Raw genomic sequence first — 17810 nt, forward strand, 5'->3', positions numbered from 1 at the left:
AAGGCGACTTAAGTAAGTCGCCTTTTTTGTGCTCAATGTTCACTAAATCACAATTTACGGACACAAAAAAACCACCGAATAGGTGGTTTTTAACATTGAAGTCGTTACAGCAAAACTAATCAGCTAATATTAGCTGCGCAGTGGCTTCTTCGTTCTTCTTCTGTTCATCAGTAACTAGCATTGTATCAAGCTCAGAGGTTAGCTGCGCCTGCATTAATTCCATGCTTTCTGCTAAGTTAGCTGTTAATGTCGCTTCAATATCTTTGGTATCGATGCTGATTTCATCAGCGCTTACAGATGCCGACACGCTGAGAATGGCAAGAACAAATACTGATTTAAGGTTTAACATACGCGGTAGCCTCCAGGCTAAAATTTGGGTTGTTAGACACGCCCCATTACGTCGTAGAGGTTGTCCAACTAGTATCATTTCGTTGGGGCAGATTTTGAACAAAAAGACTGGCCTTTACAAACGATAAAATGTAACAATGTGCATTAGAAAAACTAATTAAAAATCGGGATCCAGATCACTATGGCAAGACGATTACCTCCCCTAAATGCTGTAAAGGCATTTGAGGCTGCAGCTAGGCATTTAAGCTTTACTCGAGCAGCTGAAGAATTGTTTGTTACTCAGGCAGCAGTGAGTCATCAAATTAAAGCATTAGAAGAGTATCTTGGATTAAAACTGTTCCGTCGTAAGAACCGTTCATTGCTGTTAACCGAGGAGGGACAAAGCTACTTTCTCGACATTAAAGATATCTTTACTCAGCTTGCCGATGCGACAGACAGATTGTTAGCCCGAAGCGCCATCGGTTCGCTTACAGTAGCCACCTCGCCTAGCTTTGCTATTCAATGGTTAGTGCCTCGGCTGGCTAAATTTAGCGAGAAAAATCCTGAAATTGACGTAAGGATTAAAGCGGTTGATGATGAGGATGGTTCACTCACCGATGATGTTGATGTGGCCATTTATTACGGCATGGGCAACTGGCCTGGTATGCGCGCCGATAAGCTTCGAAACGAAGTGCTAATTCCGGTTTGTTCCCCCTTATTATTGAATGGTCCTAAGCCGCTAGAGAAGCCGAGTGATCTTAAAAACCATACCTTATTGCATGACTCTAGCCGCCAAGATTGGCTGGCTTGGTTTAGGCAATGTGGAATTACTGATATTAATGTGAACCAGGGACCGATATTTAGTCACTCTTCACTAGTGTTACAGGCGGCTGCTCACGGGCAAGGCGTGGCGCTAGGCTACAGTGTGCTGGCAAGGCCAGATATCAAAGCGGGTCGTTTGGTCTGTCCATTTCCTGAAGTTTTAGTCAGTAAGAATGCATATTATCTAGTGTGCCAGCAAAACCATGCCGAGATAGGTAAGGTTGCGGCCTTTAGAGAGTGGATGCTTGATATGTTCGAAGAGGAGACTCGTAGTGAGCTGCTTACAGGATAAGTTAAAGCAAGCGTATTTAGAGGGTGTGCTAGCAGAGGCTGTTGCGAGCTTAATTCACGAGAAACACGAGGAGTTCGTTTTTGATGCCAGTCAGTATCTGGTTGAGGAGCCCAGTAGCAATAGTGCAAACAGTGACACGCTGATCGTATTGGCTCATGGTGCAGGGGCAAACATGCGCCATGAGTTTATGACGGCAATGGCCAAAGGTTTAGCCGAGAGTGGCGCGCGTATCGTGCGATTTAACTTTCCTTACATGCGTGCCAATGCCATTGACGGTAAACGTCGTCCGCCCGATAGAGCACCAAAGCTTATCGCCGATTATGCACAGCAGCTTAGTATTCTAAAACAGCATTTTAAGCCTAATAAAGTCTACTTAGTGGGTAAATCCATGGGTGGGCGCATGTCGACAATCTTGGCCGAGAGCCTAGAGGTTGATGGTGTGGTGTGTTTAGGTTACCCCTTTATTCCACTCAGTGGCGGTGAACCGCGTTTAGCGCCTATAGAGAATTGTTCGGCCCCTATTATGGTGATCCAGGGCGAGCGTGATAAATTTGGGCACAAAGGCTTGGTTGAAACTTGGCCGATAATGAATAAGGTTCAATTGCATTGGTTAATTGATGGCGATCATGGTTTTAAACCGCGCAAGTCGTCAGGGACTACCTTAGCAGCTAATCTGGAACAAGCTATCTCGCTTATCAATAGGTTTATTGCAAAATAATAATGGGCAATGCACGACTTGAATATGGCACTCAAAGTGGCATTGATGAAAGTTGACTGTAATCGTTTGGGAGGTTAAATGCGTAATGGATTTTTGCTGCTTGCAGCATTAAGTGGTTTCATCGCTGTGGCATTAGGTGCTTTTGGTGCACACGGACTGAAAAATGTGGCGCCAGCAGACTTAATTGCCATCTTTAATTTAGGTGTCGAATATCAGTTTTATCATACCTTCGCACTTATCGTGGTGGCTTTTTCGGGACACTGGATTAAGTCTCGTTTGCTGGATTGGGCGGGTTATCTGTTTATCGCCGGTATGGTGTTGTTTTCGGGGTCGCTATATTTATACGCATTAATTGGTGCAAAATGGACTGGGCCTGTCACGCCAATAGGGGGTGTTTGTTTCCTACTTGGTTGGTTGTTTATTGCGCTGGCTGTTTGGCGTAATCGAGTCAAAGAGCTGGATTAACTGCGGCGTTTTTAACTGGGGTGTTTGCAAGAAAATAGAGCGTACTCAAGTCATGTAGTCAACCCGAGTAGCGATATTAAATTTTAGACAGTACACAGCTAAGCTTGAACAGTGTAAAATAGCGGGCAACAACTTTGTTGGCCGCTTTTTTGTATCAATTATTCAAATACGTTGGCTGTTTTAAGCGCTATGCTTTGAAGCCAAGTGTCGTTTTTATAATGAGACTTTGATTGATATTATTTTTATCTTCAGGAAATTCAATGATAAACCTATTTTTATTTTGCCGTGCTGGTTATGAAAAAGATTGCGCAGCTGAGATCCAAGTGCGTGCGGCTGAGCTTGATATTGGTGGATTTGTAAAAACCAACACCAATGATGCTTATGTCATTTTTCAGTGCTTCCAAGCCGGCGATGCTGAAGTTTTAGCTAAAAACATCAGTCTGGACTCACTTATTTTTGCTCGGCAGATGTTTGCTGCAAAAGAGTTACTAAAAGGCTTACCTGAACAAGATAGAATCAGTCCGATTGTTGAAGCGTTAACACAGGTCAATAAAGCGGGTGAATTGCGCGTTGAAACGCCTGATACGAACGAAGCTAAAGAGCTATCTAACTTCTGCCGTAAGTTTACCGTACCGCTTAGACAGGCATTGAAAAAGTCGGGCACACTGCTTGAAAAAGAAAACCCAAAGCGTCCTATTATTCATGTGTGTTTTGTAGCATCAGGCCAGGCTTATGTGGGTTATTCACTGAGTAATAACAGCTCGCCTTATTTCATGGGGATCCCAAGACTTAAGATTGCAGCCGACGCGCCGAGTCGTTCGACCCTAAAGCTTGATGAAGCATTTATTCACTTCATCCCTAAAGAAGAGCAAGAAACTCGCTTAAGCAGTGGTATGAAAGCGGTGGATCTTGGTGCTTGCCCTGGTGGTTGGACATATCAGCTTGTGAGACGCGGTATGTTTGTTGCGGCTGTCGATAACGGCCCAATGGATGAAGGTTTGATGAATACTGGACAGGTAAAACATTACCAAGCTGATGGATTCAGATTCGAGCCCCCAAGAAAGAACATCACTTGGCTTGTGTGTGACATGATTGAAAAGCCATCTCGCGTAGCTGAGCTTATCGAAGCATGGGCGATTAACGGTTGGTTTAAAGAATCTATCTTCAACTTAAAATTGCCTATGAAAGCACGTTATAAAGAAGTGTCGACGATTTTGGCGACGATGGATGAGATCTTAAAAGAAAACGGTGTTGATGATTTCTCTATTGCTGCTAAGCATTTATACCACGACCGTGATGAAGTGACGGTTCACCTTTGCTTGCGACCAAATCAACCTTGGTAACCAGTTAACTGTTAGTCTAGCTCCAGGCTAGGCTGATGCAGAAAGCATAAAAAAAGGCCCCATGTGCAAACATGGGGCCTTTTTAATACTGCTGGTTAAAGCAGATTAAGATAGACGTTCAATCACAGCCTGAGTGAAGTCAGTCGTGCCGTGAGTACCACCAAGATCGCGAGTGGTACGATCGCCTTCTTCGATGACTGCAGTGATTGCTGCGCGAATTAGCTCAGCTTTATCAGACATGCCCAAGTACTCAAGCATCTGAATTGACGCTAGGACGACAGAAGTCGGGTTGGCTAGGTTCTTACCTGCGATATCAGGTGCACTGCCGTGTACAGCTTCAAAAATAGCGGCGTCGCTACCTATGTTTGCACCAGGTGCCATACCTAGACCACCAACAAGACCTGCACAAAGATCCGATAAAATGTCACCAAATAGGTTAGTAGTAACAATGACATCGAAGTTTTCTGGGTTCATGACCAGCTTCATGCAGGTTGCATCAACAATCATCTCTTCAGTCGTGATGTCAGGGTAGCGCAAGCTAACTTCACGGGCGACTTTCAAGAATAAACCTGACGTTGACTTCATGATGTTCGCTTTATGAACGATAGTCACCTTTTTACGGCCTTCTTTACGTGCAAGCTCATAAGCAAATGTGGTGATCTGCTCTGCGCCTTGACGAGTAATAATACTGGTCGCTTCGGCAGTGGCGCCGTCCTCAGATACGGTTTGACCTAATCCTGAGTACATACCTTCAGTATTTTCACGAACAGTAATGATATCGATATTGTCATAACGAGCCTGAGTCCCCTTGAAAGACAGAACAGGGCGTACGTTTGCATAAAGGCTAAATTGCTTACGCAGGCTAACGTTAATAGAGGTAAAGCCTTCTCCAACCGGTGTAGTTAGCGGGCCTTTGAGAGTAATGCGGTTCTTTTCGATAAGTTCTAAGGTACGCTGAGGTAATAATTCACCGTGCTTTTCTAATGCAACCAAACCCGCATCTGCAAACTCATACTCAAAATCACAACCTGCTTTATCAAGGATTTTTAGTGCTGAATCGATAATGCTTGGGCCAATCCCATCACCAGGGATTACGGTTATAGTTCTTTTTGTCATGGATAGTCCTACCAAGGTTAGGCGTTACTGCAATTGTGTAACCATGTCTTAGGACACGGAAAGTAACTTTAATTTATTTTCTTTTTATTCGACGTATTTTAAACACTTTTAAACAACTTTCACAGTAAATAGTGAGCAATCTCACGTTTTTTTCTGTAGGGTAACTTGCATAAATAACTGCTTATGACGATGATTGTTCGTTAGAAGGTTAAAAAGTCTACTTTAGTCTAATAAAATAATAATGAGGAAGACCTTGAAGTCACTACCTATAAAGTCATTATTGCTATTATCGACAAGCTTGCTGTCTGCAAACTTGATGGCGGCCACAAATAGCATCACCCCCGACGATATCATGCGATTCGAATCGCTTAAAAAGCCTATTCTTTCAGATGTGGGCAATATACTTGCGGTTGAAGTCGCACCGGATCGTGGCGATAGCTACGGTTTAGTTAACAGCTTAATTGCAAATAAACAGTTTAGTGTACAAGGTGGCAGCAAGCCAAAAATTAGTCATGACGGCCGATTTGTAGCATTTGTTGATGCGGTGCCTTTACTTGATTCAGAACAAGCGACCAAGAAAGCTAAAAAGAAACTTAAGCCTGGATTAGTTTTGTTAGATACCACAACGGGCAAAGAGATACGTTACAAAGGTGTTAAATCCTTTGAATTCAACGAGACGGGTAGCCATTTAGCGATTTGGTTTGAAGCTGATGAAAGCAAAAAAGATGACAAATCAGCTGATAAACCTGAAAACGGTCACAAAGAGCTAAAAGTTGATGATTATGATAAAGGCTCACTTGTTGAGTTGGTATCACTTAACAATCTGAAATCAATAAGTTTTAAAGATGTTACCGCACTTAATTTTGATAAGTCAGGTATGCATTTCGCTTTAGCGATAAATAATATTGAAACGAATAAGCATGAACTAAGACTGGTTAAACTTGCTGACAATACCGCATCGATTGTACAGAGTTTAAAACAGCAACAACTTGGTTCAATTGCATTAAGTAACGACGGTAAGTATTTAGGCTATACCTATGGCGACGTTAATGCAGCCCCTTATGGTCGAGAATATCAACTCTCATTGTTAAACCTTGAAAATAACAAGGTGACTTTGGCGCCTCAAGCTGTCGAATGGACCTTGAATCGTTACGCGGATTTGCGATTCTCTGATGATAGCCAACGTTTGTTTTTCGGTCGTGTACCACAGGTGAGTCAGCAGTTAGACATTGCTAAAGTTGAAAGCCAGGCGGATCTATTTGATAAAGATGTGATTACCGCTAACCGCGAATTAAGGGTCTGGCATGGCGACGACCCTCGCATTAAACCCCATGAAGTGAAGCAGTATAAAAAAGAGTTGAAGCGCACTTATTTAGCGGTATTACATGTTAATGGTAACAACCTTGTGCAGCTTGGCGACCTGAGCGTTCCCGATGTTGAGGTGCAGCAACAACAACGCTTTGCGCTCGCAAGTTCAGATCTGCCGTATCGCAAGATGATTACCTGGGCAGGTTTCTATCGTGACTTTTACTTGGTCGATCTCAATACTGGCCGCAAGATCCCGCTATTAACTCAGCAAAGTAGCTCTGATGAACCTGAATTGTCACCGGGTGAGAAGTTTGTCTCATATTACTTACACGGCAACGTCTTTTTATATGAAATAGCGCAGGATAGACGTACGAATATCACTAAAAGCTTGGGGGTTTCGTTTGCGAATGAAGATCATGACTACCCATCAAACGCTCCAAGTTATGGCTTAGGACCATGGATTAGCGGCGACAGTGGATTATTGCTCTATGACAAATTTGATATTTGGCAGGTTAATACGGCCTCCCATGAGACATTTACGTTAACCGCTGGTGAAGGCCGTAAGCAAGGTGTTCAATATCGAATCACTGGACTGGTGAAAGATAAAGACTATCCAAGTGTGCTAAATAGTGATGAAAAAGTGCTGCTGCAGGGTTACAGTGATATCACTAAAGGCGATGGCTTTTATCAAGCTCAAGTTGGTGTGGCGGGGGTTTCGCCATTAATGAAGGGGGATTATAAGCTAAAGCTACTCGCACGCAGTAAAGATGCTAAGACGATTGTGTATTCAAAGGAGCAGTATGATCTGTTCCCCGATCTTTATAGTGCCAGTTATGACTCCGTGCAAGATGCGACTCGTCAAACAAACTTCGATAAGCAGCGTGAAGCTTTTAATTGGAGTCAATCAGAACTCGTACAGTGGACTAATGGTGACGGTAAACCACTTGATGGTGTATTGATTAAGCCGACAAATTACGTTGAAGGAAAACGTTATCCGGTGTTGGTTTATTTTTATCGCTTTATGAGTGATAGATTACACGCTTTCCCGCAGATGAAGATTAATCATCGTCCCAATTTTGCTTGGTTTGCTGATAATGGCTACGCAGTATTCTTACCGGATATTCGCTTCGAAGTGGGTTACCCTGGTGACTCATCAGTACAAGCATTGACCTCAGGTGTGCAGCACTTGATTGATATCGGAATTGCCGATCCAAAGGCTATCGGTATTCAAGGTCACTCTTGGGGGGGGTATCAAACAGCATTTGCGGTGACCAAAACGAATATCTTTAAGGCTGCAGTTACAGGTGCGCCAGTGTCGAATATGACGAGTGCTTATAGCGGTATTCGCCACGGTAGTGGCTTAGCAAGACAGTTTCAGTATGAAACAGGCCAAAGTCGTATTGGAGAAAGTTTATTTAAGTTACCGCAAAAGTATATAGAGAACTCTCCGGTATTTTATGTTGAACGCATTAAAACACCGATGATGATTATGTTTGGTGATAAAGATGATGCGGTGCCCTGGGAGCAGGGTGTTGAGCTGTATTTAGCGATGCGCCGAGCGGGTAAAGATGTGGTGTTCTTGCAGTATGAAGATGAGCCTCATCACCTGAAAAAATACCCCAATAAACTCGACTACAGTATTCGCATGATGGAATATTTCGACCATTACTTAAAAGGGGCTCCAGCACCTAAATGGTTGAGTGAAGGTGAGGCTTATACTGAGTATAAAAAGGCAGATTGACCCAATGGGTTGTAGCTTGTCTGGCGAGTTATTGCCTGTGTGATTAATCGCTAGCTTATGGCTCTCTAGCTTACAGAGCTCTAGCCGATAGCTATCTGCTGATAAAGTATGAATTGATAGCGTGTTAAATGCCGAGGTGTAGACCTCGGCATTTTTGTTTCAATAAAACCTGTTTCGCTTGGGCTATCTTTTTAGCATATTTATAGCCTATAAAAAGTAACGGTTTCATATGCAAATAGCCGAGCAATAGCTCCTGCGCTATTAGCTGTTTTCATGACTAATATTAGCTGGTGACAGATTAGCTTTGCGTTAAGTGTCTATACTTTTAAAGTTTTAATATGCTAATGGCTGGTTAACTTCTGACTTAGTTTTGGGATTAGTTCAGGCTTAGTTTTGGAAATAGTTTTGGAAATAGTTTTGGAAATAGTTTGGTAATAGTTTGGAAATAGTTTGGAAATAGTTTGGAAATAGTTTGGTAATAGTTTGGAAATAGTTTTGGAAATAGTTTTGGAAATAGTTTGGTAATTAGCTCTGAGTTAGCAGCTGGGCAATGAATGTCAGACTGTATTTGGCTATTGGCTATTGGCTATTTGTCATCAGATTGTCATGGTTACCTCATTATTGAGGTAATCATCATAGGGTAATCATCATCTGGTAATAATCTAGTGGCAACCTAAGCAAAACTCATCAACAAGGAGCGTAAATGAACAAGCTACAAAGTATGTGCTTAATGAGTGTATTGGTATTGGCTTTACCGTTATCGGTGAGTGCCAAAGCACCATTAGAAGGCGAGCCGGAATGGGAAGCTAAAAAGCAATCAAGCAAGATTAAGCAATCAGAACAACAACGATTATTGCAACAGCTTAAGCAACGAGAGGAAGCGGAAAAAAAGGCGAATCAACAGCTGGAGAAAGAGAGCCAGTAATTATCAGCTTTTATTATTGTATAAGTTGAGCATTAAAAAGCAGCGATAACTTTCGCTGCTTTTTAGTTTTGTAGCGCTTAACTGTCTATCGGGCTTGCCAAATACTGATTATAGGTATCTTCTCCCCAGGCTATAAGCTTACCCTGTTTGAAGAGTAAAGGAGTGCACTCCTCTTTGGATGTTTCACCATCTGAGGTCTTATGATGAGTACGGTAAAAGAGTACTTGTAAGCTCTGCTCGTCAGATATTTTGGCTTCAGTAAAATCAGCTTTTCCGAACAAGGTTTTAATTTCTTCGATAGTTTGGCCAATAATCACTTCATTCATCAGCGCTTTATTGTAGGCTTGCCTATCTTCCCAATCCATTTCATCTGGACTGGGATCATACGAGACCATAATCACGGCGACAAAGGCGACATAAGCCACAAAGATACTGATGACAATGACTGGGAGTTTAGATTTCATCCTAGTAGTGCTTCCTTCACATAATTCTTTCTGTAGCGTTAAGGTACTACTTGAATGCCGCTAGGTAAATGCTGTGTGAGCAACTTTGTGTTAACAATTGTAAGTGTGGGCTACTGTTTATACTGATTGGTTTTATGGTTCAATTCTAAACTGCTTTAAATTGACATTCAAAGGTAGTTCAGTTTGCAGTTGAACCAATTTATAGCTTAGGCGCGCCATCTGTTTGCCTTGTTCAAGTTTTTTGGCTTGTTTAGACCCCACTTTATCGATGGAGCTGTAAATATTAGCTAAGGATCTAAAAATTTTGAGTAACTCAACGGCTGACTTAGGGCCAATGCCCGGAACGCCAGGAATTTTATTGCCGCTATCACCCGCAAGCGCTAAATAATCGATAAACTGAGTACGTTCAACCCCCAACTTTTTCTCCATCTCTTCGATAGTTAAATAGTCTTGATTAAAATGATCCCAGCGCTTGATACTAGGGTGGCTTAACTGACTAAAACCTTTGTCGGTCGAGACGATAATTGCTTCGCCATTCATGCTACTCAGTTTAGTCGCCAAGGTTGCGATGACATCATCAGCTTCAGAGTCTGCATTGATAGAGTTAAGTTGATGCTCTGCAAGATAGGCTTTGAGATCGTTAAGACCATTAGCCAGCGCTTCTGGCATAGGTTTACGGCCTTTCTTATAGTCTTCATATAGGGCTTTACGCCATGAAATGGCATCACCATCCCAAACGATAGCGGCATGACTGGGCTGATGGAACTTAAGTAGTTTACGACATGCACCATTGACTCGTTCTTTAAGCCCTGTGATATCGGATTCATTTGGCTGTGCGGCGTGAATGCGCCGCACTAAGTTCATGCCATCTATAATAAGAAATTTATTCATCTATTCGCTTTATTTCTAATTTTCTTAGTTAAGTGGTTATTTAATGACTTTGTAGCAGGGAACGTAAGCGCTTCCTGGTAGTTTCATCCGCTGCTGTGATACAAAAGCGCTCAATAGGTCATCCATTAGTGCCATAAGCTTGGGATCTCCTTTAAGCTCAAAGGGCCCATTGGCTTCGATAGCTTTAATGGTGTCCATTTTAACATTACCAGCTACGATACCTGAGAATGCTTTTCTAAGGTTTGCAGCGAGCTCGGCTTTATTGGCTTGAAAGTGTAGATCTAGGTTACTCATTACCTCATGAGTCGGCTCAAATGGTAGCTGGAATTCAGGTTCTATTTTTAACGACCACTGATATTGATATGAGTCACCATTTTCTCTGCGGAAGGTTTTAATCTCTTCCATTGCCTGTTTTTGAATGCGAGCCACTTTTACTGGATCATCAATCACAATCTGGTACTTACTTTGAGCTTCTGCACCTAAGGTCGCGCCAATAAACTCATCGATACGTAGAAAATACTCTTCACTTTCTTTAGGCCCTGTGAGGACTAATGGAAAGGGAATATCTTGATTATCTTTATTAAGCAAAATACCTAACAGGTAGAGTAACTCTTCGGCTGTACCGGCACCGCCTGGGAAAATAATAATTCCGTGACCTAAGCGAACAAACGCCTCTAGACGCTTTTCAATATCGGGCAAGATCACCAACTCATTTACAATCTGATTCGGTGGCTCTGCAGCAATAATACTCGGCTCTGTTAGACCAATATAGCGGGCGTGATTAATTCGTTGCTTAGCGTGGCCAATCGCCGCACCTTTCATAGGTCCTTCCATTGCGCCAGGACCACAACCGGTACAAATATCGAGTTTACGTAGACCTAATTCATAACCCACTTCACGAGTATATTGGAATTCAATAGGGTTGATACTGTGACCACCCCAACAGACAACGACATTGGGATCCAACATCGGCATTGAGCGGGCATTACGTAGGATATCAAAGACCACGTTAGTGATGTGATTAGCATTGGTGAGATTGATGTGCTTGAGGTTCTCGTATTTGTCATTGATATACACGATATCTCTGAGTACCGAAAACAGGTGTTCTTGGATCCCCGCAATAATTTCACCGTCAACAAAGGCTTCTTCTGGCGGATTGATCAGTTCAATCTTAATGCCGCGCTCACGGCGCAGGACACTGATATTAAAATCACTAAATTGGGTGAAGAGGCCTTCGGCATTATCACTTTGTAGGCCTGATGCGAGAACGGCGAGTGAACAGCTACGGTAAAGCTGATAAAGTTCACTCTTTGCGTTTTGTTTTAATCGATCAACTTCCAGTTGTGACAGTTGATCTAGGCTTCCACGAGGACTAATTTTTACAATCATAGCAACTCCTTGAGCAGTGATAGGCAAGCTGTCCCACCAAGGCAAATGTGATAACGGGCGTTATCACAAGGGGATGTGCTTAGAAGTCGATAATGACTCTATCTCTGCTTTCGTTTTTGGCTTTATATAGCGCTGCGTCAGCTCGATCGAATGTTTCTGTTATGAGCTCATTTTCAATAATTTGTGCAGCGCCTATAGATACTGTAACCGTAATTCTCTGATTTTTAAACTTAAATGGAATACTTTTTACTTTTTCTCTCACTCGATTAAGTAAAGGTTGAATATCACTTTCGGCAATGTCGGGCAGTAAAAGCACAAACTCTTCGCCACCATATCGAGCGACAAATTCAGATTCTCTTAGAGCATTTTTTAGTGCCATAGCAATAACTTGCAATGTTTTATCACCAGTGCTGTGACCAAAGCTATCGTTGATGGTTTTGAAATGATCAATATCGGCAACAGCAACCCATAATGGCTGTTTAGTGCGCTTATAGTTGCGATACTCAATATCCATACGTTCTTCTAACGCACTGCGATTCGGCAGTTGGGTTAATGAGTCTAACAGGTTTAGTTTTTGCTGCTCGAATAAGCGCTCTTTATATGATTCAGTTTCTTTCCCAAGCAGTTTGAGCTCTTGACGCAATGCTTCAACTGACTGCTTTAGCTGGGCTTGTTCTCTATTTTCAAGCTGTTCTTTACGAGACAGAGACTTGCGTAAAGAAGACAGGTGAAGGGTTACCTGATTTTTCAGTTCATCAATATTATCAACTTCAATTACCGCCTCTCCCACATTATCGACTTGAAAGTTGATATCGCGATTAAGCTGCTTTGTGACTTGAAAACTCTTTACCGAGTGACTATATGAATCAGTGACCACCTCTTGAACATTGCTCAGTGCATTATTGAGTATGTATAGAAACTCTTGCGAGGCGGTTTTTTCTCTCGCAATATTATCGAGTAGAAGACCAAGTACAACTTGGTAAGCATCAAGTAAGGTATCGAGTTCAAACTCTTCAGTTAATGAGCGCTTAATTTGAGAGACTTGCTCTCGCTGCTCTTTTCTAAATTCAATTTCTGACAGCAGTTGTGCAAGCTCATGAGCTGCTTGCCTATGACGAGGCAAAATTTCAAACTGATCCCCAAAACTTAGTTTTTCTTTTAAGATTTCATCATAAAAGTTAACCACTTTTTCTACTTTTGGAATGTAATCCCAATAGGTATGGAATGGCTTAAGCAGATCTTTTTTGAAGTAAGAAATCTCTAGCTTTAATTTACTCGGTAGAGATTCAACTCGCTGAATTTGGCTCACCATAGTGGCTAATGATTGGCGACTGTCTTCGAGCTGCAGCATCACTCGGGCATATTGCTGTTTAAGGATGGAGTCTGCTTCATTGAGATCTGAAATTGAGTCTTCGAATTGACTAAATTTGGTTAACTTGTGGCGCAACTTGGCAAGTTTGTTATCAAGCTCTAAATTTTGACCTTTACAGGCAAGGCTTAATTGAACAATAAATTGTATGAGGATGTTCAGCTTTTCATTTTGCTCTTCGCTCATCTCATCTAACGCCTGTCTAGCAGCAAAGAGCTTCTGCTGTAACAGACTTAATTGAGACGTACTTATGGCGGCATCCTTCATGCTTATTTTGGTTCCTATAAATTACGCAAGCTAAAAATGAATCTTAAATTTAAGCACTTATCTTACCAGTAGTCTTTAAAAAGAGAAATTAACATCGGCCAATGCCGAACTTTAAATGCTTATATGGCTACTTTGTCATCATTGATATCGATATTTTGATGACTCTTCCATCTTGGCCAAATTATCTCTTCTTTATTACCATTGGTTTCAACTTTAATTATGCCACGAACAATGCTTTTTTCGATATTAAGGTAAAGTGGCTTGTTAAATATTCCAGCTGAAGCAAAATTGAGTGCTTTCATTGTGACAAAATAGTCTTTCTCACTGCCTAATGTTTTGGCGGCAGATAACATCATCTGTAGGCTGCCAAAGTGTTGTCCAGCGGTCAGTTTGATAGCTAAATCACCTAGAAGCGGTAGGTGCAATATCCCCATATGAAGACTGGTCTCACCAAAATTGTCATTAATAACGCTTCTAAGTGTTGTCAGTAGGCTATTGGGTTCTATGGTTGAATCAAAACTGATTAAAAATAATCCTGGCCGGATAATGTAAGACTGGCACTTTAGGCTAGTTGTAATAGCGAGTAACTGCTGTTTATTCATATCAGTATTACACTGATAACCTTGAATCAAATCAGAGTTTAGTTGATCAGAAAGTGAAATCAGAGCCAGTGTTTTTATGGGCTTATTGTGCTGCGCGGCATAATCTAGCTTAAAAGCTAAATAGCCTGGAAGCTTTGTAAATGGTTCGAGTCGCTGAGCTTGAGCCAGGTTAGCGTTGACCACACTGAACTTGCTTTTAAGTCGCCATTGCTTGATTAATAACAACAGCATTAGGCAAAGGGCAAAGATGCAGAATAGGCTAACTAAGCGAGCGGCATAGAGCTGATCACTTTTTGACTGTAACGCATTTTGGCTCTGACTTAAATTGAGCTTAAGTTTTTGCTCAATGATTTGCGACTGTTGCAGATCAAATTCACTCGATTGCAGCTCAGATTTGCTATCGAGTTGGTTAAGTATTAAAACGTTGTTATAGGCATCTTCATAGTGGCCAAGCTTTTCTAGTGCATCAATTTGTCTGGTTAATGCTTGCTTTAACTCGTTATTAAGCTGTTTAGCCTTGGCGATTTGAGCCGCTTTTTTTGCGTAATTAAGAGACTTTTGCCACTCGCCAGTGCTTGCTGTCACTTCTGCAATCAAGAGGTTGTTATAAACTAAATAGTGATCACTCTTTTTGGAAGTGAAAATCTTATTGGCTCGCTCAAGGTTAGTCAGTGAGCTTTTTAAGTCGCCTATCTTAAAGTAGGCCTCACCTAGGTTATGTAAGTTGAGGCCTAGACCAATATAATTGCCGAGTTTAGATTCAATCTGTTGTGCATTTAAGTGGTAATCAATCGCTTTGTACCACTGCCCTTGGCGGGCATAAATCATCGCGATGACCGTCATTGATGATGAAACATAGTTTTCGTTACCTAGCTTGCTAAAAGATTCGGCGGCGTTGTGGGCCGATGTGAGTGCCTCATCCCAAGATTCTAGATCGCGATAAACCCTCGCAAGTTGAAGTTCAATATGGGCGTTAAGAGAAGAGTGCTCTCCGCCACGGGTATACTTTACCGCTTCAGTGTAATGAGAAAGCGACTTGCCTAATTGATTTTGTTTATAAAAATACTTACCTAATATCGATTCAGTTTGGGCGATGAGGTAATTATTATTGAGCAGCTTTGCAGTAGCTGAGAGCTTTCTTAAGTGCTGCAGTGCAATCGCCTCTTTACGCAATATCATGTGCATAACACTGAGATCTTCTTGCAAGGTATATAGCAGTACTTGCTCGGCCAGGTTGTTTGAATGCTCTATCAAGGGCACCGCTTGTTGATAATGCTCGATAGCGCTGGCGTAGTCTTGTTGGCTTCTTCCAGCATAACGCCCTTTGAGCATGAGCAAGTAGCTTTTATCAAATGGGCTGTCGCTGATATGTTTAAGTTGCTCTATGAGCCGTTTCGCTGCGATATAACGGTTTTTATCTTTGTTATAAAGCGCCATCTTTAAGCGAGCCGATAGCTGAATGTCGCGCTTTAATTCTTCGCTTGAGAGGCGCATCTGTTGACTAAATAGGCTAAACGCTTGTGCAGAAGTGAAATTGGGTAATGCCGGTAGCGTTTTTGCTAAGGATTGCTCAAGTACTTTAGGTGCTTCCCTTAACTGCACTTCCGTTAAAAGCTCATCTCTTGGCGCAGCATAAACATGGCTGGCACAAAATGATGAAAGTGTGAACGATAATAGGGTGATGAAAATACGCATTAACATGCCAGTCCTTGTACTTAATCGTTAAATTAAGCGCCTGATTTTTGTTATTCTTTGGCCTAATTAAGTCTTATGTTATATTTTGCCGACTCAATGAAAACAATAATAACAGAAGGACGCGAGAGTGAAACCTGTAGTTCCCTTAATCTTAACTTTTGGTGCTTTAGCCTGTACTCATGCCATTGCCGACGTAAACTACCAGATCGACTTAACGAGCCCCGAACATCACTTAGCAAAAGTAACCGTCGTCTTTCCTGAAACTCAGTCAAAGGCTTTAGTGGTTAACCTGCCTGTATGGCGCACGGGTAAATATCAAGTATTGCCATTGGCCGATGCAGTGAGAACTTTTACTGCAACCGATGATACGGGCTCAGTGCTACCTTGGACGAGAACCGCAAGCGGTGAGTGGACAATAGCCTTAAGTGAACCCACGAGTGTAACGGTCAATTATCAGCTTTATGCCAACAAATTGGGGCAACGAGTCAACCATATCGATGCAAGCCATGCTTTTTTAGATGCCAGCGGTACCTTTGTTTATAGCCCTGAATTTAAGCATGAGCCTCTAACGGTCTCGCTTAATGTACCTAGTGATTGGAATAGTTACTCGGGGATGGATAGCGGCAATAACGCGCATACCTTCACTGCTAATAATTACGATATCTTAGTTGATTCGCCAATAGAGACGGGGATCAGTGAGCATCGAGAGTTTAGTGCAGATGGTCGGGATTATGAATTAGTGGTTTGGGGAGAGGGCAATTATAACATTGACCAAATGGTCACAGACTTGAGCAAGCTTAGCGGTCAGGCAGAGGTCATTTGGGATGATTATCCGTTTGAACGCTATGTCTATATGGTACACGCTACCAGTGGCGCTCGCGGGGCAACAGAGCATTTAAATTCGACCATTATTCAGCGTCCACGTTTTAGCTATCGAGAGCGTAAAGACTACTTAGGCTTTATCAAAACGGCCTCACATGAGTTTATTCATACCTGGAACGTCAAAGCGTATCGTCCTGATGGATTGGTGCCATACAACTATCAAGATGAAGGGATCACTGAACTATTGTGGATTGCAGAAGGCTCTACGAGTTACTTCCAAAGTCAATTATTACTGCGCGCAGGGGTGATGACGCCAAAAGAGTTTCTCGAAGACTTAGCAAAGCGAGTGGCACAAAGTGAGCAGACTCCGGGCAGAGAAGTGCAATCAATTGCCGAAGCGAGTGCTAATCAGTGGGCAAGTAGTGGTGGAGATTACGCGGTTAATCACAGCACGAACATCTACTCAGAAGGCTACTTAACGTCATTAGCGTTAGATTTTTCTTTACTTGAAGAAACCAAACTTAAACGTTCATATCGCGATGTGCACCGTAAACTCTACAATGAGTATCGTCTTCCTGTGGGTTACACCATTAGTGATGTGAAGCAGATTTTAAATAGCGTTGCAGGAACCAGTTATGAAAGCTGGTGGCAGGAGTATGTTAACTCGCCAGTAAGCTTAGACTTTGATCGCTTACTGGGTCTAGCGGGATTGAAAACTAGCTATGGTAAAGATGCCAAAGTAGAGCCTTTTACTGGCGTTACGTTAGCGTCAAATTCCTTGGTGTTATCACAAGTGCTCCGCAATGGCCCAGCATGGAATGCCGGCATCGTGCTTGGCGACGAGGTCGTTGCGGTTAACGGCCTTAAGGTTACCGCGGCGGGTTTTGAGTCGCGCATTAAAGACTTCAGTGCGGGTGACACGATAAAAGTGACGCTATTTAGTAATGACAGACTAAAAGATGTCGAGCTTAAACTGGGTGACAAGCAAAGTGGCAAGCTGGTCATTACCAGTGTTGATAAGCCAAGCCGATCACAAAAAGCCTTCTTTAAGGCGTGGTTAGGTGTTGATTGGCCCTTCGATGCAGATGGCCAGCTAAAAGCGACTAAATCGGACTAAAACTGACCGAGTCGTCATAAAACAGATTAAATAGTCTCAACGAAAAAGGCGCCATTTGGCGTAATGCCGATCATTTAGCAGTTTATTGATCGGTTGACCGATCTTTATAAGATGGCAAAATCCGAGTGTTTTTAAAC

Annotated in this window: 14 protein-coding genes; 7 read left to right on the forward strand and 7 right to left on the reverse strand. The window is 42.3% G+C overall.

What is annotated here, in order from left to right:
* Positions 1-115: 115 nt before the first annotated feature.
* Complete coding sequence (locus tag ACVBIU_RS06850) at positions 116-349, reverse strand: hypothetical protein (protein ID WP_447160049.1); 234 nt, start codon at positions 347-349, stop codon at positions 116-118.
* A gap of 180 nt (positions 350-529) precedes the next feature.
* On the opposite strand from ACVBIU_RS06850, the gene ACVBIU_RS06855 reads away from it, so the two are divergent.
* From ACVBIU_RS06855 to rlmM, 4 genes are all read left to right on the forward strand, one after another.
* Positions 530-1441, forward strand: a complete 912-nt coding sequence (locus ACVBIU_RS06855) for a transcriptional regulator GcvA (RefSeq protein ID WP_447160048.1) — start codon at positions 530-532, stop codon at positions 1439-1441.
* Entirely contained in the window at positions 1422-2159 is a 738-nt protein-coding gene (locus ACVBIU_RS06860; protein WP_447163365.1) for an alpha/beta fold hydrolase, read from the forward strand. Before ACVBIU_RS06855 ends, ACVBIU_RS06860 begins: the two co-directional genes overlap by 20 nt.
* A gap of 78 nt (positions 2160-2237) precedes the next feature.
* Positions 2238-2624: a DUF423 domain-containing protein gene (locus tag ACVBIU_RS06865; RefSeq protein ID WP_447160046.1), complete on the forward strand. Its 387-nt coding sequence runs from the start codon at positions 2238-2240 to the stop codon at positions 2622-2624.
* Between the two features lie 260 nt (positions 2625-2884).
* A complete protein-coding gene (gene rlmM, locus ACVBIU_RS06870; RefSeq protein WP_447163366.1) occupies positions 2885-3967 on the forward strand; it encodes a 23S rRNA (cytidine(2498)-2'-O)-methyltransferase RlmM in 1083 nt (360 codons plus the stop codon).
* A gap of 105 nt (positions 3968-4072) precedes the next feature.
* On the opposite strand, the gene ACVBIU_RS06875 is transcribed toward rlmM, so the two are convergent.
* On the reverse strand, positions 4073-5083 hold the full coding sequence (locus tag ACVBIU_RS06875; protein WP_447160044.1) for an isocitrate dehydrogenase: 1011 nt from the start codon (positions 5081-5083) through the stop codon (positions 4073-4075).
* Between the two features lie 253 nt (positions 5084-5336).
* Between ACVBIU_RS06875 and ACVBIU_RS06880 the strand changes: the two genes are divergently transcribed.
* On the forward strand, positions 5337-8132 hold the full coding sequence (locus ACVBIU_RS06880; protein WP_447163367.1) for a prolyl oligopeptidase family serine peptidase: 2796 nt from the start codon (positions 5337-5339) through the stop codon (positions 8130-8132).
* 703 nt (positions 8133-8835) lie between these two features.
* Positions 8836-9057, forward strand: coding sequence for a hypothetical protein (locus tag ACVBIU_RS06885; RefSeq protein WP_447160042.1), 222 nt, complete (start codon positions 8836-8838; stop codon positions 9055-9057).
* A 77-nt stretch (positions 9058-9134) separates the two neighbouring features.
* Here the strand turns inward: ACVBIU_RS06885 and ACVBIU_RS06890 are convergent, their stop codons facing one another.
* The 5 genes from ACVBIU_RS06890 to ACVBIU_RS06910 all read right to left on the reverse strand — a co-directional run bounded on the left by ACVBIU_RS06890 (position 9135) and on the right by ACVBIU_RS06910 (position 15734).
* Complete coding sequence (locus ACVBIU_RS06890) at positions 9135-9521, reverse strand: DUF3192 domain-containing protein (protein ID WP_447163368.1); 387 nt, start codon at positions 9519-9521, stop codon at positions 9135-9137.
* Positions 9522-9653: 132 nt separating this feature from the next.
* Positions 9654-10412, reverse strand: coding sequence for a flap endonuclease Xni (gene xni / locus ACVBIU_RS06895; protein WP_447163369.1), 759 nt, complete (start codon positions 10410-10412; stop codon positions 9654-9656).
* A gap of 36 nt (positions 10413-10448) precedes the next feature.
* Positions 10449-11801, reverse strand: a complete 1353-nt coding sequence (ppnN, locus tag ACVBIU_RS06900; protein ID WP_447160039.1) for a nucleotide 5'-monophosphate nucleosidase PpnN — start codon at positions 11799-11801, stop codon at positions 10449-10451.
* Between the two features lie 79 nt (positions 11802-11880).
* Complete coding sequence (locus ACVBIU_RS06905) at positions 11881-13437, reverse strand: diguanylate cyclase domain-containing protein (RefSeq protein ID WP_447160038.1); 1557 nt, start codon at positions 13435-13437, stop codon at positions 11881-11883.
* Between the two features lie 119 nt (positions 13438-13556).
* Entirely contained in the window at positions 13557-15734 is a 2178-nt protein-coding gene (locus tag ACVBIU_RS06910) for a tetratricopeptide repeat protein (protein WP_447160037.1), read from the reverse strand.
* Positions 15735-15861: 127 nt separating this feature from the next.
* Between ACVBIU_RS06910 and ACVBIU_RS06915 the strand changes: the two genes are divergently transcribed.
* Complete coding sequence (locus ACVBIU_RS06915) at positions 15862-17673, forward strand: M61 family metallopeptidase (RefSeq protein WP_447160036.1); 1812 nt, start codon at positions 15862-15864, stop codon at positions 17671-17673.
* The last annotated feature ends 137 nt before the right edge of the window (positions 17674-17810 follow it).

Source organism: Shewanella sp. 30m-14, assembly GCF_052977125.1.